The following is a 21,605-nucleotide window of genomic DNA, read 5'->3' as shown; positions in this document are numbered from 1 at the left end:
ACGCCGCTACAGCGCGAAGGACGCCGGGAAGGTGAAAATAATATGAATAACACCTCTCGCTCTACCCGTATTCGCTGGTGGATTGCAGGCCTGATGTGGCTGGCAATCGCCATTAACTATATTGACCGAACTGTACTCTCTGCGGCCGCTCCGCACCTGATTAAAGAACTTGATATAAACCCAGAGATGATGGGTTTTATTATGGCGGCATTTTTCTGGTCCTATGCACTCTTGCAGATCCCGGCCGGCTGGTTCGCCGATCGCTTTGGACAGAAAAAAGGTCTGGGTATTGCTGTTGCCTGGTGGTCGATTGCCACCATGGCGATGGGCCTGGCGACCGGCTTTAAATCCCTACTGGCGCTGCGTTTAGCGCTGGGTGTCGGTGAAGCCGCAGCTTACCCGAGCAACGCCGGTATTACCGCGCGCTGGTTCCCGGATCGCGAACGTGCCACGGTTTCAGGCCTGTTCGACAGCGCGTCGAAGTTTGGTGGTGCCGTTGCCATGCCGTTGATCGTGTTTATGATCGCCATGTTCGACTGGCGCATCACCTTCCTGGTGATTGGCTCACTCGGTGTGTTCTGGGTGATCGCCTGGTACTTCATCTATTCCGAGAACCCGGAAGATCATAAATCGATCAGCCAGGATGAAGTGCGATTCATTCGTGATGGCCAGGCGCAGAAACACGGCGATAAAAGCGTGAAACCGATGAAGTGGTATAAGCTGCTGCGCTACCGCAATATCTGGGCGATGTGCATTGGCTTCTTCACCATCAACTACACCTCCTACTTCTTTATCACCTGGCTGCCAACTTACCTGGTGAAAGATAAAGGCATGGATTTCCTCAAAATGGGGATGGTCGCTGCACTGCCACTGATTTGCGGCATGGTGATTGAAGTGCTGGCGGGTTGGGCATCCGATCGCATGGTACACAATAAAGTGCTGTCACTGACCGCCACCCGTAAGCTGTTCCTGACCATCGGTCTGCTGATGGCACTGTGTATCGGTTTTGCGCCGTTCACGGATTCCGTATTTATGACCGTGCTGCTGCTGTGTATCGCCAAATCCGGTACCACGGTAGCGGCCTCTCAGGTCTGGGCTCTGCCGGGTGATGTGGCACCACAAAACAGCGTGTCGATTGTGGCGGGCCTGCAGAATACCGTCTCAAACATGGGCGGCGCAGTCGGCCCAATTATTACCGGCGCTATCGTTGGCGCAACCGGCCACTTTACCTGGGCACTGGTGTTTTCTGCCGTGCTGGTGGTGATTGGTATTCTTAACTACCTGTTCCTGATGGGCAAAGTTGAACCTATCGTGGATGAGGAGCAGGTGCATCATTCACATTCCGTTGTGAGCGGCGCGTAAGTGCCAAACCCGCCGCATCGTCCTGATGCGGCGTTTCCCCTACAGAAAATAAAAAACAATTGGAGGCGACATGTCGCTGAATTCCAATGGATCACCTGCTGCAATTGAGGCAAGTAAAGCGAAAGGGAAATTTCGTTTCGTCATTCTCACGGTGCTGTCCGTCGGCATCGCCATTAACTATATCGATCGCGCCGCCATGAGTGTCGCCATGCCGTTTATGAGCCAGGAGTTGCACTTCTCGCCCACTGACAGCGGCTTGTTACTCTCGGCGTTTTTCTGGAGCTATGTGCTGTTCCAACTGCCCGGCGGCTGGTTAGTCGATAAGCTGGGACCCCGCATCACTTTTGCAGTCAGCAGCCTCGGATGGGGATTAGCCACCGCGGCTTGCGGCCTCGCCAGTTCGATTGCGGCGCTGGTGGGTTTCCGGTTTGTGCTGGGCGCAGTGGAAGCCCCCAGCTATCCCGCCAGCTCCTCAACGGTGACGCGTTGGTTCCCGCGCCAAGAGCGCAGCTTTGCCGCTGCCACCTTTAACAACGGCAGCAAAATCGGTGGCACGCTGGCGATTCCGATCATCTCCTTCCTGATTGCCTTGGTCGGCTGGCGCATGACGTTTGTCATTTCGGGTGTGGTGGCGGTGGTTTGGGCGCTGGCCTGGTATCTGTGGTATCGCGATCCACGCGATCATAAAACCGTTTCGCGTGAAGAAGTCGAATTCATTGAAGCGAATCAGGATCCGCAAACCGGAGAACCGATGAGCGTGCGACAGTTGCTGGGCCAGCGCGCCGTGCAGGCGATGATGGCGGGCTTCTTCTGCATCAACTTTGTTTCTTACTTCTTCTTCACCTGGTTCCCCACCTATTTAGTGGAAACCTTCCATCTGTCACTGATGAAGTTTGGCTTACTGGGCATGCTGCCAGGACTGGCGGCGATTGTCGGCGGCTGGTGCGGCGGGTTGCTATCCGATTCCCTGGTGCGTCGCGGTTATTCCCTCAGCGTGGCCCGCAAGATCCCCTTGGTGGGCGGCATGCTGGGCAGTGCGACCATCGGCCTGGCGGCGTTTTCACCGACGGTGGGATTAGCGCTGGCGGCACTCTGTTTTGCGAATTTCGCCGCCACCTTTGCCTCCGCAGCCTTGTGGGCGTTGCCTTCTGATGTCGCGCCGAACCGCGCTAATGTGGCCACCATTGGCGGTATTCAGAACATGGCCGCCAATCTGGCAGGCATCATTTCGCCGGTGATGATCGGCGTGATCATGCAGTACACCCACTCCTTTGTCATCCCGCTGGAGATTGCCGGTGTGATTGGTGTGGTCGGTGCATTGATTTATGCCTTCTGGTTACCGCGTGTGCAGCCGATGGGCATGGACACCGCTACCGCATTGGATGGAAATTTAAGGAGAGAGGTATGAATCCTCGCTGGAAGCAACGCCCGACACATTCAACCTGGGGCGATTTTGGCCCGGACGATCAACTGGGTCGGCTGAATCTGCTGACTGCGCAGAAGGTGCTGGAAGGGGTGACGGAAGTCAAAACCGGACAAACTTTCTGCCTGAGTTTGCCGCTTGATTTGCCAGGAGGGACGGCGATGAATCCACGCCGTCCACCACCGCAACTCAATGCCACACGGCGCGGCGAACACGCCAACATGACCTATCCGTTATCGCGTGATAATCCGTTGCTCACCGATGTGATCTGCGATGATACCGTGACCCTGGCGCTGCAATATTCGACCCAGTGGGACAGTCTGGCGCACATGGGGCAGTGGTTTGACGTTAACGGCAACGGCGAACCGGAGATGGTGTTCTACAACGGCTATAAAGCGAATGTGGATATCGTCGGTGAAACCGATTATCGCGGTGGTTGTGGCTGCAATCACGGCAGTCATTTAGGGGCCAGGAAACTCGGTATTGAGAATGTGGCGCAACATGGCATGCAGGGCCGCGCGGTGATGATTGATATCAAACGCCATTTCGGTACTGAGCGGTTTGCCTTTGGTTATCAGCATCTGCAACAGATTCTGCAAGCGGATGCGATTGAAGTCCGTCCTGGCGACATGGTCTGTTTCCGCACTGGCATGGATGAAGCAATTCTGGCCATGCAGGGTGAGCCGGATATGACCTTCCTCAATAGCCATTTTGCCGGACTGGATGGCAGTGATGAGCAGTTGCGCAATTGGGTGGTGGAGAGTGGTGTGGTGGCATTGATTGCCGATAATCCGGCGGTAGAAATTCTACCGGCGCGCCCGATGAACGATGATTTTTATCCGTCTCATCCACTGCATGATTTGTGCCTGTTCCGTTTAGGCGTATATCTCGGCGAGCTGATGTTGCTAAGCCCGCTGGCCGACTGGCTGGCACAGCATCAACGCCATGCGTTTCTGCTCACGGCACCGCCGCTGCGTTTACCTGGCGCGGTAGGATCGCCCGCCACGCCGATTGCCACNGTTGCTAAGCCCGCTGGCCGACTGGCTGGCACAGCATCAACGCCATGCGTTTCTGCTCACGGCACCGCCGCTGCGTTTACCTGGCGCGGTAGGATCGCCCGCCACGCCGATTGCCACGGTGTAAACCGCCACATACCGTAGCGGCGCGATTTATTGCGCGGATGTTTAAACATGCGCAATTAATTGCGCCGCTACGGGACCTGCGATAAAGGCGGCTATTTGCCCGCCATAAATTGCCGGTACGCTGCGATCACCGCGAGAAAATCTTCCACCCCGCAAAAGGAGAGGCTCTCTTCGTCGTAATAAGTCATCCCTTCTTCGAGACCGTCATCTTCCAGCGCCAGCTGATTGGCGCGGATCATCACCTCTTCCTCATCCAGCCAGATCGTGTACTCGTGCCCGACACGCTGCCACTGGTTGATGGTGCCCTTCACCTCGCGAGCAGCGACCTCGACCTCATCCAACAGGGCCAAATTATCTTTCACTTCTTCGTTGAACCAGTGCCCCACCGCTTCGTGGTCCATCGACATACGGACTTTGACCTGACCCGTCAAATCACGCAGAAATTCATACTCCATGGGGTTCGCCTCGTGTAGCTAATGGCGCAACTTACAGCACCGAATAAGTGCATTTTGTGCGTAGCGCGCTGAATAAAGTGGGATCACGCTCGCATTATGCCAGAAGCTACCGCTCAATAGGTGACGGTGACCGTCACAGTATCGCTATAACTGCCCGCAGGCTGGTTGGTCTGATCCGGATTTACCTTGGCGGTGTAATTGATGCTTTGCGTTGCCCCCGTGCCGGTTTCGCTCAAGTCATTACTGGCGGTCCAGGCTGAGCCATCAGGCTGATAAAGCTGATATTGCAACAGCGAGGTGCCATTGATCATTTGTCGCCAGTCACCGCTGGTGGCATTACTGCTGGCAAGATTGACGCTGTAGGCCGCATTCAAGGTGCAGCGTATGCCCAGTGTCGAGGAGATCGTGCCAAAACTGGCTGGCAGTGAGGCACTGCCAAAATCCACATCGGGCGCGCTGTCGATGGCACAGTCATTAGTAACTGCAAACTGTAGCTGGATAGTCGAGGTTACCGTGCCCGTGGTGTAAGAACATATCCCCAATACGCCGACAAAACAGATACTGTAGTTCCAGGTGATCGTCAGTGTGTCGGTGTAGGTTCCCGCAGGCACATTGGTGCCGGTGGTGGTTTTTAAGTAGAGCGGCAGTGTGCCGTCGCTGGCGTTGAACAATCCCAGCAGCCCCAGCAATGAAGTCGAACTCCAGGTTTTGCTGCTACCAATGCTGTAGACCGTACTACAGCCACTGTCACCGCAAATGCTGTAAGGCACATAACTGCCCGTGCTGCTGTTATAAAATTGTGGCGTGGTCCCCGACGCATTGGCTGAACGGGTCATGGTGCCTGTCACCGTATTGGTGCTGAGAAGTGATAGCGCACTGCCCGAACAGGTGAAGCCGGTACCGGTTTCCACCACCTGAGCGGTGCTGGCCAGCGTAAACGAACTCAGACTGCCAAAGTCCGTGCTGCTGGAACTGGCAGTGCACGCTGCCCACAGCGAACTGCTCCAGCCTGCCAGCAGTACCACCAGGCTAATCAGTATCCTTTTCATTGCTGCCTCTCCTGTTTATCACGCATCGCACATACCAGCGGTCCAACGAGGTACTGGGCTTGCTTACCGTCCAGGACTAGCGCGTGACGACACTGGCCACCGGGGAGCGAAACCGCGATATCACTGTGCTCCGGCACATCGTCAAACCACGCCTGACCGCCATAGCCCATCTGCGTGGTTTGACCGCTGTGAATTTCCGTCACCAGGGTGCCGGGGGGTAAAGGATGATATTGGCCATCGACCAACGTCAGTAGCAGCGGCCGGGTTTTACGCAGTGGAAAATTCACCAGTGCGCCGCTGGCCTCGCGCACCGCCACCCGTTGCTCCACTTGGGGTGTATTAATATCCGCCGGTAAATTCAGGGGATCGATAGTCAGTTTGGCGGGATACCATGCGCTCACCCACGGCACCAAAATGTGGCCTCCGCTGTCCGTCTCACCCAATAACTGATTTTCATAACGTACAGGCACGCCGCTGTAACCCGAGGTGCTGACCACGATAAAGGCATCATTGATTTTGCTGCTGGCAAACAAGGCATTATCCATCCACACCAAGGCACCACTGGCATCAAACCATTGGCTACGATCGCCGGATGATCCATAGATACCGCCACTCAACACGCTATAGCGATTCTTCCAGGTCAGATCGGCCTGACGATAGCCTTCAGCGTTAGGGGATGCCGCCAGATTCCAGCCCAGTCCCCCCCCGGCGGGCGCGGCGCGGCTGTAACTCATTGTCTGTGTCGTCTCGCCGTTGCTATCCCGCTGGCTGGAGAGGGAGAGCGATCCAGACTGATCAAAAGGAATGAGCAACTGGATTTGCGCCGCCATTCCCCGATCTCCCAGGGTGTTATTCAGTGTCAGATGCAGGCTGCTGTTCGCCCACAAGCCATGGCTCCAGGAGAGATTGGCTAACCGGGTGCGCGTGCCATCATGCGCGGTGATATCAAAATAACCCACGCCAAAGGTACCCGCCCAGCGACCAAAAGGGGCCAGGCTGAGGGTGGCTTGTTCAGCACGGCGGCTCAGCGTGGCACTGGTGTGATAGACCGACAGATCGCTAAACCCCGCAGTGCGTTGTACATGGCTGACACTGAGGCTGAAGCTGGGTGCATACCAAGAGTAACCGGCGGAATATTGCTGCCCGCTCTGCCCGGATTGAGACTGACTGGCGCTTAGCGAAAGTGTGCCTAAACGTGCAACGGCCATATCCGCACCCGCGCCCATACGCGCCAGGCCGCCACGGCCCTCGCCTTGCAGCGCCAACGTCAGATGATCATTAAAGCCATAGCGATAAAACCCGCTGACCGCTGCTGCGTCATAATCCGCACTGCGTATGCCATAGTTTTGCCGCAACGCCCCCGCACTGAAATCAAAATCACTCAATCCGCTGCGCAACAGTTGATTCGAGACATAAAACGGAATGCTGGTCTCGGCCTGCCGGCCCAAAGCATCCGTGGTCACCAGCGTGGCTTCACCTGCACCGTTGATATAGGGCGTACTGGTGAGTGTCCAGGGACCGGCATTCAGGCTGTTGCTGCTGGCTTTATAGCCATTAATAAACACGTCCACGCTGCCGGGAACGGCTGCGGTCCCCGACCAGTTCAGCATCGGATAGGTCACCAGGTCGGGACGCACCGCAAAACTGCGGCTGATACGCAGGCCACCTAATCGCACCGAATTACTCCAGCTGAGCGAGTTGCTGATCACATCGCCCATCTGATAACTCACCATGCGATCAACATCACTGTATTTCCAGGTGGTGTCGTAACGCAGATAGCCCTCACGGCTATCGCTGTCACCTTTCGACTGCCAGTCTTGTCGCCAGGTGCCGGTATTGGAGAGATAGCCCGAAGCCGAAAACACACGCTGTTCCAGCCAGACCGCGCTGTAGCCGCTGCTATTCGCGCTTTTTACGCTGTAAGCGTCGTAATTGAGCAGCATTCCGGGGGAACTGGTCGCCCGGAATGCCGCATTTTTCTGCTCGCCGAGCACTTGCCGGGGTAACCAACTGTCCGGCACCTGCAACTGCAATATCTGATGCACGCTGTCATAGCGGGCAGTGATCTGCGCCAGAGCACTCACATCCTGCATGCCGCTGGCGGTGTCGGCTAACCGGATGTGATTGCGCCTCAGTACTGCCGCATCCAACAGATAGTGCGTACCCTGCACCGTCACCGGCACCACGCTGCCGTCATTACGACCATTGACACTCAGCGTCAGCCACAGCATGTATTCCGTCGGCGCACTCTGTAACGCACGTGGCGGAGGCAAACCATCGTAAACTTCCGCGTTAGCCTCCATCACGCCGCACAACAGCAGGCCAGGCAGCAGCGCCAGCCTTCGCGTTGGCGCTGAAATCATTGGCTGATGGCTACCGCTGGGCCATTATCGGTGAGTTTGGTATACAGCGAGATCCCCATTGGCACCGTTTTCCCCGGCGGCAGAGGGAACTGCATACTCTGACCCGCTAGCACATAGCCGAGAAAACCTTTTGCCAGCGTGAACGACGCTGTATTGATATCCGCATCGCGGCCCCAAAATACCTGGCTCAAACGTGCATGCACTTTGCCGGTGTTGCGAATGCGCAGCACGGTTTTACCCTGCACATTGATCAGCTGCCAGCTTAGATTTGGCTGACTTGCCGAGGCGGGATCGCGCCGAATATCACTGCGTGTCTGGGTCCAGACGCCTTGGCTATCGAGAAACAGAGGCAGTACATATCGCATCTGCAAACGCAGGCCTGCGCTGTTTTTCACCACGGGAACATTCGCATCTGGGATCTCATCCAGAATGATACGGTAGGCTTTTTCACCCTCAGCTGGCGCTGGGCCAGTGCGAATTAAGCGCACCAGTTGTCGCTGTTGCGGCGGCACAGTGGCAAACGGTGGACTGGCGATAACGTCACTTTGATCGGCGTAGCGGTCGCGATAATCCTGTTGTTGCCAACTTAACAGACGAATTTGCAAACGCACCGGCTGGCTTCCCCGATTCTCCAGCCACAAGGCACTGCCGTGTTGGTCAGCTTCAATGACCTGGAAAATCGGCCAGACTAACACCGAGCTTGCTGCATGGGACACACAACTCTGTAACGCCAGCAACGCGATAACGATCAGTTTTTTCATGATTCAGTAGGTCAAGGTGACAGTTACGGTATCGCTGTAAGTGCCAGAAGCGGGCAAGCCCGACGTGGCAAACAGGCGTCCATAAATGGTGTAAGTTTGTGTGCTATCAGGAAACGACGACACGCTATACGCCAGCGCATCGCTGCCCCACACCGTGGTGTGTGCCGCATCCTGATACAGTTGATAAGCCAGAGTGGCGCTGCCATTGCTCAGGTAGCGTGTACTGGCACTGCCGCCATGTTCGCCGTAGTCCAAAGCCAGCGTAATGGCAGTGCCCGGCGTGCAGGTCACCACTATCGATCCCGCCCCACTGCTGCTCGACACATCAACAGGCGTGCTGATGGCAGACATCGTGCCAAAATCCAGCGTGCCGAAGTCTGCACTGGCGCTGCTATTGCTGCCAAAAGCGCAGCCGCTGGTGATGGCAGCCATCACCTGGAAACTATCAGTGGTGCTGCTGGCAAAGCAGGGCCACGAACTCCATAAGCAGAGGCATGCGATAAGGTGCCGTCCCATGGCGCTCGCCGTGTTACCAGGCTAACGTCGCCGTGACCGTATCAACATAGGTGCCGGAAGCCGGTGAAGTGGTGCTTTGGTCCGAAGGCAAAATGCGGCCGTAAATCGGTACATCCTGTTCGGTACCGTCGGCAGTTAATGACACGCTGCCGTTCACAGCAATTTCAGTGCTGCGTGAGGAGTCAGAATAGAGGCGATAAGGAATTAACGTGGTGCCCGATGTCATATTACGCAGGGTACTGCTGCCGTTGAGGCCGCCATCCAGCGTTAATGTCGGAGATAATCCACTGGTACAGGTGACCGTCACGCTGCTGCTGCCGTCAGACCCTAATACACTGCCATCAATAATATTGGCGAGATCGGCATAGGTGCCAAAATTAATTGAGCCCCAGTTGTTGGTTGACCCGCTTGAGTCATTATTCCCGACGGTACAACCGTCGCTAATCACCACTTGAATCCCCACCTGGCCCGTGAGCGTACCGGCGGCACTGGCCGCCAAGGGTGTTGTTAATACAGTTGCGATAGTAAGTGCATAGATGGCGGTTTTGAATTCCATTTTGACCCCACACAATGACAGCATTGTTGTTGAGCCCGCGATATCTGGAAACAATTAAACAATCTTAAACATGACCCAATCGCAACCGATCGAGCTTTAAACAAGCATTAAGATTTGATTATTGAATATCGGGACGTTATGCAAGTGAAGCGTGCATAAGCCAAATGGCCGCTGTCACTTTTTTTAAACATAACCGTGTGATGAAAAATAAGATAGCGAGGAGATAGGAATATTCTTAAAACGCATTTATACCCTTAATTTGATCTTATCCATGGCATTTAATCTGCGCTAAATCGATTTTAAGTAGAATTTTTCTTTGTTAATTCGATTCATTAAAAAAAAGCCCTTTGCACCCAACCAATAAAACTTAACAATAAACAAGCAATATCCTTAATTAAAACTGCTTACATTGATAAATTATAACGGAAATGACGAAACCAATTAATGAAATAACACAATAAAACTAATCATGATGAGTTATTATTAATCATTCGAAAAAGTATGATGAAATTGACGTTTTCGGAAAATTATCCAGAAAAGAACCAATAAAAAAGGGACGATTCACATCGCCCCTTTTTCTCATTCCTGCCGCTGATTAAACTGCGGTCTGGAAGATCACACCATCAGCTTTCTCAGTGTACTGACCGAGTTGGTCAAAGTTGAGGTAGCGGTAGGTATCAGCCGCCGTCTTATCAACCTGCACCATGAACTGCTGGTATTCGTCTGGCGTTGGCAGTTTGCCGAGCAGTGAAGCCACTGCCGCCAGTTCTGCTGACGCCAGGAAGACGTTCGCGCCGGTACCCAAACGGTTCGGGAAGTTACGGGTTGAGGTGGAAACCACCGTTGCACCGTCTTTCACGCGCGCCTGGTTACCCATGCACAGTGAACAACCTGGGATTTCGATACGCGCACCACTTTTACCAAAGACGCTGTAGTAGCCCTCTTCAGTCAGCTGTGCGGCATCCATCTTGGTCGGTGGCGCAACCCACAGGCGAGTTGGCAACTGACCTTTGTGCGCATCCAGCAGTTTACCTGCTGCACGGAAGTGACCGATGTTGGTCATGCAAGAACCGATAAACACTTCATCGATCTTCTCGCCCTGCACATCAGACAACCAGCGCGCATCATCTGGGTCGTTCGGCGCACATAGAATTGGCTCTTTGATTTCTGCCAGATCGATCTCGATCACCGCAGCGTATTCCGCATCCGCATCGCCTTCCAGCAATTGCGGATCCGCCAACCATTTCTGCATGCCTTCAACGCGGCGCTCTAGCGTACGACGATCGCCGTAACCTTCAGAGATCATCCACTTCAGCAGCACGATGTTTGAGTTCAGATACTCAATAATCGGCTCCTGATCCAGCTTGATGGTACAACCTGCAGCAGAACGCTCTGCAGACGCATCGGTCAGTTCGAAAGCCTGCTCAACTTTGAGTTTTGGCAGACCTTCAATTTCCAGCACGCGGCCAGAGAAGATGTTTTTCTTCCCTTTCTTCTCAACGGTCAGCAAGCCCGCTTTAATCGCATACAGTGGAATTGCATGCACCAGATCACGCAGAGTGATACCTGGCTGCATTTCACCCTTAAAGCGCACCAATACTGATTCTGGCATATCCAGTGGCATCACGCCGGTGGCAGCAGCAAACGCCACCAGACCTGAACCCGCCGGGAAGGAGATACCGATTGGGAAACGGGTATGTGAGTCACCACCGGTACCAACGGTATCTGGCAGCAGCATCCGGTTCAGCCAGCTGTGGATAACGCCATCGCCCGGACGCAGTGAGACACCGCCACGGTTCATGATGAAGTCAGGCAGCGTATGGTGAGTGGTCACATCCACTGGCTTCGGATAAGCAGCGGTATGGCAGAATGACTGCATTACCAGATCAGAAGAGAAGCCCAGGCACGCCAGGTCTTTCAGTTCATCACGGGTCATTGGACCGGTGGTATCCTGAGAACCCACCGAGGTCATTTTCGGCTCGCAGTATGCGCCAGGACGAATCCCTTCTACGCCGCACGCACGGCCAACCATTTTCTGCGCCAGCGAGTAACCGCGGGTGCTTTCCGCCACATCTTTGGCTTTTACAAACACATCGCTGTGCGGCAGACCCAGCGACTCACGCGCTTTGGTGGTCAGGCCACGGCCGATGATCAGGGGAATACGGCCACCGGCACGCACTTCATCCAGCAGGACTTCGGTCTTCAGCTCGAAGCTCGCCAGCAGTTCGTTGGTTTCATGATTGCGCACTTCACCTTTGTACGGGTAAACGTCAATCACATCGCCCATTTCCAGACGATCAACGTCGACTTCGATCGGCAGCGCGCCAGCATCTTCCATGGTGTTGAAGAAGATAGGTGCAATTTTACCGCCGAGACACAGACCGCCGCCTTTTTTGTTTGGCACGTACGGAATGTCATCGCCCATGAACCACAACACCGAGTTGGTCGCGGATTTACGGGAAGAACCGGTGCCGACCACGTCACCAACGTACGTCAGCGGGAAGCCTTTTTTCTGCAATGCTTCGATCTGTTTGATCGGCCCAATGTTGCCAGCATCGTCGGGTTCGATACCATCACGTGGGTTTTTCAACATCGCCAGTGCGTGCAGTGGAATATCCGGGCGAGACCATGCATCCGGTGCCGGAGAGAGGTCATCGGTGTTGGTTTCGCCGGTCACTTTAAACACGGTGGTGGTGATTTTTTCTGCCAGCTTAGGACGCTTAAGGAACCACTCTGCATCAGCCCATGACTGGATGATTTTTTTCGCGTGTGGGTTGCCTGCTTTGGCTTTCTCTTCGACGTCGTAGAAGTTATCGAACATCAGCAGCGTGTGGGACAGGGCTTCTGCGGCAATTGGGGCCAGCGCTTCGTCATCCAGTGCTTCAATCAACGCATGGATGTTATAGCCGCCTTGCATGGTACCCAGCAGTTCAACTGCTTTTTCACGAGTTACCAGAGGAGAGAGGGCTTCGCCCTTAACTACTGCGGCCAGGAATCCGGCTTTGACATACGCCGCTTCATCAACACCTGGCGGGACACGGTTGACCAATAAGTCGGTCAGGAATTCTTCTTCACCCGCTGGCGGGTTTTTCAGCAGTTCAACCAGCGCGGCCATTTGGGATGCATCTAACGGCTTAGGTACGATTCCCTGGGCAGCACGCTCGGCAACGTGCTTACGGTATTCTTCTAGCACGACGTTCTCCTCGCTCTCATTGTATAGCTTTCCGGTGCACCCCTTGAGCTGTCAAACAGTAGGGTGAGGTGCCCGGTTCCGCGTCGGCCAGCATAGCAGCATTTCGGCTGATTGTTAATCTGTTTACAAAAAAGCAACATCCGCGCGTTAATTAGCAGATTTATCTGCCTGTTGAGCGGGATCACATAAAAAAAGCAGGCAACCGGTGCCTGCTTTTGATCAGTGCAGAGAGAAAGATTAGCGATCGACCATGCTGAATTCGTTGGCGGTGTAGCGCTCGCCTTGAATATTTTTCGCATCAAACAGCGCATCCAGCGCCGTGATATCCGTTGCTTGCAACACCAATGACGCCGCAGCACAGTTTTGTTCCAGGTTGACAATTTTGCTGGCACCTGGAATCGGCACAATATCATCACCTTTCGCCAGTACCCATGCCAGCGCCAACTGTGCCGCCGTAGCGTCATAACCTGCAGCCATCTCTGATAACTGGTTCACCAACTTTTGGTTATGTGCCTGTGCATCCTGCTGGAAACGCGGTAATCCGCGACGAAAATCATCCTCTGCCAACGTGGCTGCGGCCGGGAATTTTCCGGTGAGGAAGCCACGACCCAGCGGGCTATAAGGTACAAATCCAATATTGAGTTCACGGCAGGTGGCGAGGATCTCTTCTTCCGGATCGCGTGTCCACAGCGAATATTCACTCTGCAAAGCCGAAATAGGATGCACTGACTGTGCCCGACGCAACGTGGCAGAGGAGACTTCGGACAATCCGAGATATTTCACTTTGCCTTCCCGCACCAAATCGGCCATCACACCGACAACGTCTTCAATCGGCACGGCGGGATCGATACGATGCTGATAGAGCAGTTCAATGGTTTCAACGCCCAGTCGCTGTAGTGAACCTTCAACGGCACGGCGAATATGCGCCGGTTCGCTGTTTGCACCGGTAATGCGCTCCCAGCCCTCGCCATGTTCAGTAATGCGAAAACCAAATTTGGTCGCCACTTTAATATCGTGACGTCCCTTAATCGCTTTCGCCAGCAGTGTCTCATTGGTGAAAGGACCGTAAACTTCTGCGGTATCGAGGAAATTCACCCCCAACTCAAACGCCCTTGCCAAGGTATCCAGCGCCTGTTTTTCGTCATTTTGCCCATAGGCGAAACTCATGCCCATGCATCCCAAACCCAGTGCTGAAACCATTAATCCCTGACTGCCCAATTGACGCTGTTGCATTGTTCCATCCTCTTTGCTTTCGGTGTTAATGTTATAAACCTCAGCAATTACCACAACAATTGCGCTATTTTCGTTGATTTAGTGAGTAAAACTCAGCAATGAATAAATACCGAGCCACCCTGCAGGAACTGGAGATGTTTGCCGCAATTGCACAGCATCTCAGCTTTCGCAAAGCCGCCGAGGAGCGCAACGTCACGCCCTCCAGCTTGAGCCATGCCATGCGCCATTTTGAAGCGCGCCTGGGCGTCCGCTTACTCACGCGCACCACGCGCAAAGTCGCGCTGACAACAGCAGGCGAGCGCTTTTTGCTGCGCATTCAGCCCGCGTTAGCCGATTTGTCGCAGGCGGTGGATGAGTTGAATGACTGGCGTGAAGAACCGGGCGGGATACTGCGTATCAGTATGCCACGATCAGCAGAAGCACTGTTCTTCCCGTCTTTGATACTGCCGTTTGTGCAACGCTATCCCGAGATTACGCTGGAGATCGACAGCAATGACGCGTTGGTCGATATCGTGGAAGCGGGCTTTGATGCCGGTGTACGCTATGGTGATGTGCTGGCGCAGGACATGATCGCCGTGCCCTTTGGCCACCCCATGCGCGCGCTGGCCGTCGCCAGCCCGGATTTCCTTGCTCAGCATGGCATCCCCCAATCCCCTGCCGAGTTATTACACTTCCCCTGCATTGAGCGACGCTTTCCCAGCGGGCGGCGTTATCGTTGGGAATTTTGGCAGGACGGCCGTAAACAGGAAGTCGCGGTAAAAGGCTCGCTGGTACTGGATAATAATGATCGCATTCTACAAGCAGCACGGGCTGGATTGGGCATCGCTTTTATACATCAGGATGCCGTCAATAATGCGCTGGCGAGTGGAGAGTTAATTGAGATTCTCACTGAATATACGCAAGTTGAAGAGGGATTCTGGCTTTACTACCCCAGCAGGAAATATATTTCAGCGCCACTCAGGCATTTTATAGACTGGATAAAAAACAACGAAAACATATTAAGATAAATATTTAAAAAAACAAATAACAGAAACCACTAACAATGAAGTAATAAATTAAAAATAAACAAAATGGATGCGTGAAATATAAATAAAATCGCGTAGACTGCCTGCGGGCGCTTGAGGCAATCTGCCTTAAGCATAGTTATTTAGAGGTAGGTTGTGGAGAGTTTGCTCGCAGAGTCAATGTTAATTAACCCTGCGAGCGAGCCGACTACCCTACACGTAAGAAATGTCAGGTTAGTCGCTCGCTCGTGCTAATGCAAGAGGTAAGTGACTATGAAGTCGATATTCAAAATACATTGTTCTTATAATAAAAAACGGCTCCTAAAAGGAGCCGTTTTTCTATTTACCGCAAAAACTTATTTCTTTTTCGCTTTAGGGTTTGGCAGGTCAGTAATGCTACCTTCAAACACTTCAGCCGCCAGGCCAACAGACTCATGCAGCGTTGGGTGGGCATGAATGGTCAGTGCGATGTCTTCTGCATCACAGCCCATTTCGATCGCCAGACCGATCTCACCCAACAGCTCGCCGCCGTTGGTGCCGACAATTGCACCACCGATCACACGGTGAGTCTCTTTGTCGAAGATCAGTTTGGTCATGCCATCTGCACAGTCAGAAGCAATCGCACGGCCAGAGGCTGCCCACGGGAAGGTGGACACTTCGTAGCTGATGCCTTTCTCTTTAGCTTCTTTCTCGGTCAAACCTACCCATGCAACTTCTGGCTCGGTGTACGCGATAGAAGGAATCACTTTCGGGTCGAAGTAGTGCTTCAGACCAGAGATAACTTCTGCCGCCACGTGGCCTTCGTGCACACCTTTGTGCGCCAGCATTGGCTGACCAACGATATCGCCGATTGCAAAGATGTGAGGCACGTTAGTGCGCAGCTGCTTGTCGACACGGATGAAACCGCGATCGTCCACTTCAACGCCCGCTTTACCCGCATCCAGGCCTTTACCGTTTGGTACACGGCCAATGGCCACCAGCACGGCGTCGTAACGCTGCGCTTCTGCAGGGGCTTTTTTACCTTCCATTGATACGTAGATACCATCATCTTTCGCTTCAACAGCGGTGACTTTGGTCTCCAGCATCAGGTTGAATTTCTTGCTGATACGTTTGGTGAACACTTTCACTACGTCTTTATCAGCAGCAGGGATAACCTGGTCAAACATCTCAACCACGTCGATCTCTGAACCCAGCGCATGGTAAACGGTACCCATCTCCAGGCCGATAATCCCACCACCCATCACCAGCAGGCGCTTAGGCACTTCTTTCAGTTCCAGCGCGTCAGTTGAATCCCATACACGTGGATCATGGTGTGGGATGAATGGCAGTTCGATTGGGCGAGAACCCGCCGCGATAATCGCGTTGTCGAAGTTGATGGTGGTTGCGCCACCCTCACCTTCCACCACCAGCGTATTCGCACCGGTGAATTTACCCAGACCGGTAACCACTTTCACTTTACGGCCTTTGGCCATACCGGCCAGACCGCCAGTCAGTTGGGTGATAACCTTCTCTTTCCAGGAACGAATTTTGTTGATGTCAGTTTGCGGCTGGCCAAACACGATACCGTGCTCTTCCAGCGCTTTCGCTTCTTCAATCACTTTCGCAACGTGCAGCAGCGCTTTTGACGGGATACAGCCCACGTTCAGACAAACACCACCGAGGGTGCTGTAACGCTCAACGATTACGGTTTCCAGACCTAAATCAGCGCAACGGAAGGCTGCAGAGTAACCTGCAGGACCTGCCCCAAGTACCACGACTTGAGTTTTAATCTCTGTACTCATCATGACCTCTTATTAGATTGCCGGCGGTCAAAAGCGAGCCCGTCCCAGGCTCCGCATGCCCTTTATCCACCGGGACATTTCACCGCAAGAGTTTACAGAATTGTTAATAAACTGCCAACCGCGGCAACTCTGAATGCTTACAACAAGGCCGGCATTTGCCGGCCTTGGTTAACTTCACATCACCAGACGGCGAATGTCGGACAGTGTGTTATTGATGATGGTGATAAAGCGCGCACCATCTGCACCGTCGATCACGCGGTGGTCGAAGGAGAGTGAGATTGGCATCATCAGACGCGGTTCAAACTCTTTACCGTTCCACACCGGCTCCATCGCTGACTTGGAAACACCGAGGATAGCCACTTCCGGCGCATTAACAATTGGCGCAAAGTGCGTGGTACCCAAGCCACCCAGGCTGGAGATGGTGAAGCAACCGCCCTGCATATCGCTGGCGGTCAGCTTGCCATCACGCGCTTTCTTAGAAATCGCCATCAGTTCACGCGACAGTTCAGTGATGCCTTTCTTATTCACATCTTTGAACACTGGAACCACCAGACCGTTTGGCGTATCCACCGCCACACCGATGTTGATGTATTTCTTCAGCGTCAGTTTCTGTGCATCTTCAGACAGAGAACTGTTGAAACGTGGCATCTGCTCCAGCGCGGCCGCAACAGCTTTCATGATGAACACCACCGGGGTGAACTTCACATCCAGCTTACGTTTTTCCGCTTCAGCGTTCTGCTGCTTACGGAATGCTTCCAGATCGGTGATATCGGTCTTATCGAAGTGCGTAACGTGTGGGATAACCACCCAGTTACGGCTCAGGTTGGCACCCGAGATTTTCTGGATACGGCCCAGTTCCACTTCTTCAACTTCACCAAACTTGCTGAAGTCTACTTTCGGCCAAGGCAGCAAGCCTGGCAGGCTTCCGCCGCTTGCCGCAGCAGCCGGTGCTGCTTCCGCACGTTTCACCGCATCTTTCACGTAAGACTGCACGTCTTCTTTCAGAATACGACCTTTACGGCCAGTGCCTTTGACTTTCGCCAGGTTGACACCGAACTCGCGTGCCAGACGACGAATCACTGGCGTGGCGTGCACGTAAGCATCGTTCTCAGCAAACTCGCCTTTCGCGTCCGCTTTAGCCGCTGGAGCAGCCGCAGGTTTCGCCGCTGCCGGTGCTGGAGCCGCTTCCTGTTTCGCCGCAGGTGCCGCAGCAGCAGGCGCAGCGCCTTCGACTTCAAACACCATGATCAGTGAACCGGTGCTGACTTTGTCGCCCGTGGACACTTTCAGTTCTTTTACAGTACCGGCGAATGGCGCAGGCACTTCCATCGATGCTTTGTCGCCTTCAACCACGATCAGTGACTGTTCAGCGGTGACTTTGTCGCCCACTTTTACCAGCACTTCAGTGACTTCAACTTCATCGCCGCCGATGTCAGGCACATTCACGTCTTTCGCACCACCCGCAGCTGCAGGGGCTGCAGCTGGAGCCGCTTCCTGCTTCGCTGCTGGAGCGGCAGCCGGAGCGGCTCCTTCCGCTTCGAAGATCATGATCAGCGAACCGGTATTCACTTTATCGCCAGTGGTGATTTTGATCTCTTTCACCACGCCCGCGAACGGTGCAGGCACTTCCATTGAAGCCTTGTCGCCTTCAACGGTGATCAGTGATTGTTCCGCTTCAACTTTGTCGCCAACTTTCACCAGGATCTCAGTGACTTCAACTTCATCACCGCCGATGTCAGGCACGTTGACTTCTTTGCTGACCGCAGCCGCCGCTGGGGCTGGCGCCGCTTCGGCTTTTTTCTCTTCTGCTGCCGGTGCAGCCGCCGCGCCTTCTGCGTCGAAGATCATGATCAGTGAACCGGTATTCACTTTGTCACCGGTGGCGATCTTGATCTCTTTCACTACGCCAGCCTTCGGCGAAGGGACTTCCATTGAGGCTTTATCGCCTTCCACGGTGATGAGCGACTGTTCAGCTTCAACTTTGTCGCCTACCTTCACCAGGATTTCGGTGACTTCAACTTCGTCTGACCCGATATCTGGTACGTTAATTTCGATAGCCATTACTCTCTTACCTCTTAAGCCAGACGCGGGTTAACTTTATCGGCATCGATATTGAACTTAGTGATCGCATCCGCCACCACTTTCTTATCGATTTCGCCGCGTTTAGCCAGTTCACCCAGTGCAGCAACAACCACGTATGATGCATCCACTTCGAAGTGGTGACGCAGGTTTTCACGGCTGTCAGAACGACCGAAGCCATCCGTACCCAGTACGCGATAGTCGCTGGCTGGAACGTAGCTGCGAACCTGTTCAGCGAACAGCTTCATGTAGTCGGTTGAGGCCACTGCAGGCGCTTCGTTCATCACCTGAGCGATGTAAGGAACGCGCGGTGCTTCAGTCGGATGCAGCATGTTCCAGCGCTCACAATCCTGGCCATCACGTGCCAGTTCAGTGAACGAGGTGACGCTATACACATCAGAACCGATGCCGTAGTCGTTAGCCAGAATCTGTGCCGCTTCACGCACGTGACGCAGGATAGAACCTGAACCCAGCAGCTGCACTTTACCTTTGCTACCTGCTACCGTTTCCAGCTTGTAGATACCCTTACGGATACCCTCTTCCGCACCCTGCGGCATCGCAGGCATGTGGTAGTTTTCGTTCAGCGTGGTGATGTAGTAGTAGATGTTTTCCTGCGCTTCGCCATACATACGCACCAGGCCATCCTGCATGATGACAGCCACTTCGTACGCGTAAGACGGATCGTAAGAGATACAGTTCGGGATAGTCAGCGACTGAATGTGGCTGTGACCATCTTCATGCTGCAGACCTTCGCCGTTCAGCGTCGTACGACCAGAGGTACCGCCGACCAGGAAGCCGCGTGCCTGTTGGTCGCCCGCCAGCCACATCAGATCGCCGATACGCTGGAAGCCGAACATTGAGTAATAGATGTAGAACGGAATCATCGGCAGGTTGTTGGTGCTGTAAGAGGTCGCCGCCGCCAGCCAGGATGAACCTGCGCCCAGCTCGTTGATCCCTTCCTGCAGAATCTGGCCTTTCTCGTCTTCTTTATAGTAAGCAACCTGCTCACGGTCCTGCGGGGTGTATTGCTGGCCGTTCGGGCTGTAGATACCAATCTGACGGAACAGACCTTCCATACCGAAGGTACGTGCTTCATCCGCAAGGATTGGCACCAGACGATCTTTGATCGACTTGTTCTTCAGCATCACGTTCAACGCACGCACGAAGGCAATGGTGGTCGAGATCTCTTTGTTCTGCTCTTCCAGCAGCGGCTTGAACTCTTCCAGCGTCGGCATTTCCAGCTTCTCGCTGAATTCCGCCTGACGCGTTGGCAGATAGCCACCCAGCTTCTCGCGCTGACCGTGCAGATAGTTGTACTCGTCGGAACCTTTCTCGAAGGTGACGTAAGGCAGGGATTCGATCTTATCGTCAGCCACTGGCACATTGAAGCGATCGCGGATGTAGCGAACGCCATCCATGTTCATCTTCTTCACCTGGTGCGCGATGTTTTTACCTTCCGCGGTGTCACCCATACCATAACCTTTGATGGTATGTGCCAGGATCAGAGTCGGCTGACCTTTGGTGTCCTGCGCTTTTTTCAGTGCCGCGTAGATTTTCTTCGGATCGTGACCGCCACGGTTCAGGGCGAAGATCTCTTCGTCTGACCAGTCTTTTACCAGCGCAGCCGTTTCCGGATATTTACCGAAGAAGTGTTCACGCACGTATGCGCCATCACGGGATTTGAAGGTCTGGTAATCGCCATCAACGGTTTCGTTCATCAGCTGGATCAGCTTGCCGCTGGTGTCCTGCTTCAGCAGTTCATCCCAACGCGCGCCCCAGATCACTTTGATCACGTTCCAGCCTGCACCCGCGAAGATGCCTTCCAGCTCGTTGATGATCTTACCGTTACCGGTGACCGGACCATCCAGACGCTGCAGGTTACAGTTGATGATGAACACCAGGTTGTCCAGCTTCTCACGGGTGGCGATGGTGATCGCACCTTTAGATTCTGGCTCATCCATTTCACCGTCACCCAGGAAGGCATAAACGGTCTGGTTTGAGGTGTCTTTCAGGCCACGGTGTTCCAGATACTTCAGGAACTTCGCCTGATAGATCGCATTCAACGGACCCAGACCCATTGATACGGTCGGGAACTGCCAGAAATCTGGCATCAGTTTCGGGTGCGGGTAAGAAGACAGACCTTTACCGTGAACTTCCTGACGGAAGTTGTTCATCTGCTCTTCAGTCAGACGGCCTTCAAGGAAAGCACGTGAGTAGATGCCCGGAGAAATGTGACCCTGGAAGTAAACCAGATCGCCGCCGTCTTTATCACTGCGCGCACGGAAGAAGTGGTTAAAACACACTTCATAAATGGTGGCAGAAGACTGGAAAGATGAGAGGTGACCGCCCAGCTCCAGATCTTTCTTCGACGCACGCAGCACCGACATGATGGCGTTCCAGCGAATTGCGGAACGGATACGACGTTCAAGAGAGGTGTTGCCCGGATAGTCCGGTTCATCTTCAACAGCAATAGAGTTAATGTAGTTGCTGATTGCAGAAGCACCGCCAGCGACTTTAACGCCACCTTTGCGTGCTGTGTTCAATACCTGATCAAGCAGATACTGCGCACGCTCAACACCTTCTTCACGGATGACCGATTCGATCGCCTGTAGCCAGTCACGAGTTTCGATCGGATCCACGTCATTCTGTAAACGTTCTGACATGGGGTGTGTTCCTTATCTGTGTCTA

Annotated in this window: 15 protein-coding genes; 4 read left to right on the top strand and 11 right to left on the bottom strand. The window is 53.9% G+C overall.

The window, feature by feature from the left end; all coding sequences use genetic code 11:
* Positions 1-42 precede the first annotated feature (42 nt).
* The 3 genes from ACPUC8_RS08545 (at position 43) to ACPUC8_RS08535 (ending at position 3,945) form a co-directional block, all read left to right on the top strand.
* On the top strand, positions 43-1,362 hold the full coding sequence (locus ACPUC8_RS08545; RefSeq protein WP_039331345.1) for an MFS transporter: 1,320 nt from the start codon (positions 43-45) through the stop codon (positions 1,360-1,362).
* A 70-nt stretch (positions 1,363-1,432) separates the two neighbouring features.
* On the top strand, positions 1,433-2,770 hold the full coding sequence (locus ACPUC8_RS08540) for an MFS transporter (protein WP_494926040.1): 1,338 nt from the start codon (positions 1,433-1,435) through the stop codon (positions 2,768-2,770).
* Positions 2,767-3,945 (top strand): cyclase family protein, encoded by a 1,179-nt coding sequence (locus ACPUC8_RS08535; protein ID WP_494926039.1) that lies wholly within the window; start codon positions 2,767-2,769, stop codon positions 3,943-3,945. Before ACPUC8_RS08540 ends, ACPUC8_RS08535 begins: the two co-directional genes overlap by 4 nt.
* Positions 3,946-4,019: 74 nt before the next feature.
* Here ACPUC8_RS08535 and yacL read toward each other — a convergent pair whose 3' ends face one another.
* The 8 genes from yacL to ACPUC8_RS08495 form a co-directional block, all read right to left on the bottom strand.
* Positions 4,020-4,382 (bottom strand): protein YacL, encoded by a 363-nt coding sequence (gene yacL, locus ACPUC8_RS08530; protein WP_494926038.1) that lies wholly within the window; start codon positions 4,380-4,382, stop codon positions 4,020-4,022.
* Between the two features lie 113 nt (positions 4,383-4,495).
* Positions 4,496-5,431 (bottom strand): Csu type fimbrial protein, encoded by a 936-nt coding sequence (locus ACPUC8_RS08525; protein ID WP_494926037.1) that lies wholly within the window; start codon positions 5,429-5,431, stop codon positions 4,496-4,498.
* Positions 5,428-7,794, bottom strand: coding sequence for a fimbria/pilus outer membrane usher protein (locus tag ACPUC8_RS08520; protein WP_494926036.1), 2,367 nt, complete (start codon positions 7,792-7,794; stop codon positions 5,428-5,430). The genes ACPUC8_RS08525 and ACPUC8_RS08520 overlap by 4 nt, the downstream gene beginning before the upstream one ends.
* On the bottom strand, positions 7,791-8,555 hold the full coding sequence (locus tag ACPUC8_RS08515; protein WP_494926035.1) for a fimbrial biogenesis chaperone: 765 nt from the start codon (positions 8,553-8,555) through the stop codon (positions 7,791-7,793). The genes ACPUC8_RS08520 and ACPUC8_RS08515 overlap by 4 nt, the downstream gene beginning before the upstream one ends.
* 3 nt (positions 8,556-8,558) lie before the next feature.
* Positions 8,559-9,071 (bottom strand): Csu type fimbrial protein, encoded by a 513-nt coding sequence (locus ACPUC8_RS08510; protein WP_494926034.1) that lies wholly within the window; start codon positions 9,069-9,071, stop codon positions 8,559-8,561.
* A gap of 13 nt (positions 9,072-9,084) precedes the next feature.
* On the bottom strand, positions 9,085-9,627 hold the full coding sequence (locus ACPUC8_RS08505; protein ID WP_039331313.1) for a Csu type fimbrial protein: 543 nt from the start codon (positions 9,625-9,627) through the stop codon (positions 9,085-9,087).
* Positions 9,628-10,222: 595 nt separating this feature from the next.
* Positions 10,223-12,820, bottom strand: a complete 2,598-nt coding sequence (gene acnB / locus ACPUC8_RS08500) for a bifunctional aconitate hydratase 2/2-methylisocitrate dehydratase (RefSeq protein WP_494926033.1) — start codon at positions 12,818-12,820, stop codon at positions 10,223-10,225.
* Between the two features lie 237 nt (positions 12,821-13,057).
* Entirely contained in the window at positions 13,058-14,053 is a 996-nt protein-coding gene (locus tag ACPUC8_RS08495; RefSeq protein ID WP_039331317.1) for an aldo/keto reductase, read from the bottom strand.
* A 98-nt stretch (positions 14,054-14,151) separates the two neighbouring features.
* Here ACPUC8_RS08495 and ACPUC8_RS08490 point away from each other — a divergent pair, with 98 nt between their 5' ends.
* Positions 14,152-15,060: a LysR family transcriptional regulator gene (locus ACPUC8_RS08490; protein ID WP_039331319.1), complete on the top strand. Its 909-nt coding sequence runs from the start codon at positions 14,152-14,154 to the stop codon at positions 15,058-15,060.
* A 353-nt stretch (positions 15,061-15,413) separates the two neighbouring features.
* Here ACPUC8_RS08490 and lpdA read toward each other — a convergent pair whose 3' ends face one another.
* From lpdA to aceE, 3 genes are all read right to left on the bottom strand, one after another.
* Positions 15,414-16,838 (bottom strand): dihydrolipoyl dehydrogenase, encoded by a 1,425-nt coding sequence (gene lpdA, locus ACPUC8_RS08485; protein ID WP_494926032.1) that lies wholly within the window; start codon positions 16,836-16,838, stop codon positions 15,414-15,416.
* 174 nt (positions 16,839-17,012) lie between these two features.
* A complete protein-coding gene (gene aceF / locus ACPUC8_RS08480) occupies positions 17,013-18,899 on the bottom strand; it encodes a pyruvate dehydrogenase complex dihydrolipoyllysine-residue acetyltransferase (RefSeq protein WP_494926031.1) in 1,887 nt (628 codons plus the stop codon).
* 14 nt (positions 18,900-18,913) lie between these two features.
* The gene (gene aceE / locus ACPUC8_RS08475) at positions 18,914-21,580 is read right to left on the bottom strand and encodes a pyruvate dehydrogenase (acetyl-transferring), homodimeric type (RefSeq protein WP_039331323.1); all 2,667 of its coding nucleotides are present in this window, start codon (positions 21,578-21,580) and stop codon (positions 18,914-18,916) included.
* Between the last annotated feature and the right edge of the window lie 25 nt (positions 21,581-21,605).

It is taken from the genome of Pantoea sp. CFCC18177, assembly GCF_059412425.1.
The sequence above is the reverse complement of the archived record's forward strand: the minus strand, read 5'-3'. Positions and strand labels throughout refer to the sequence as shown.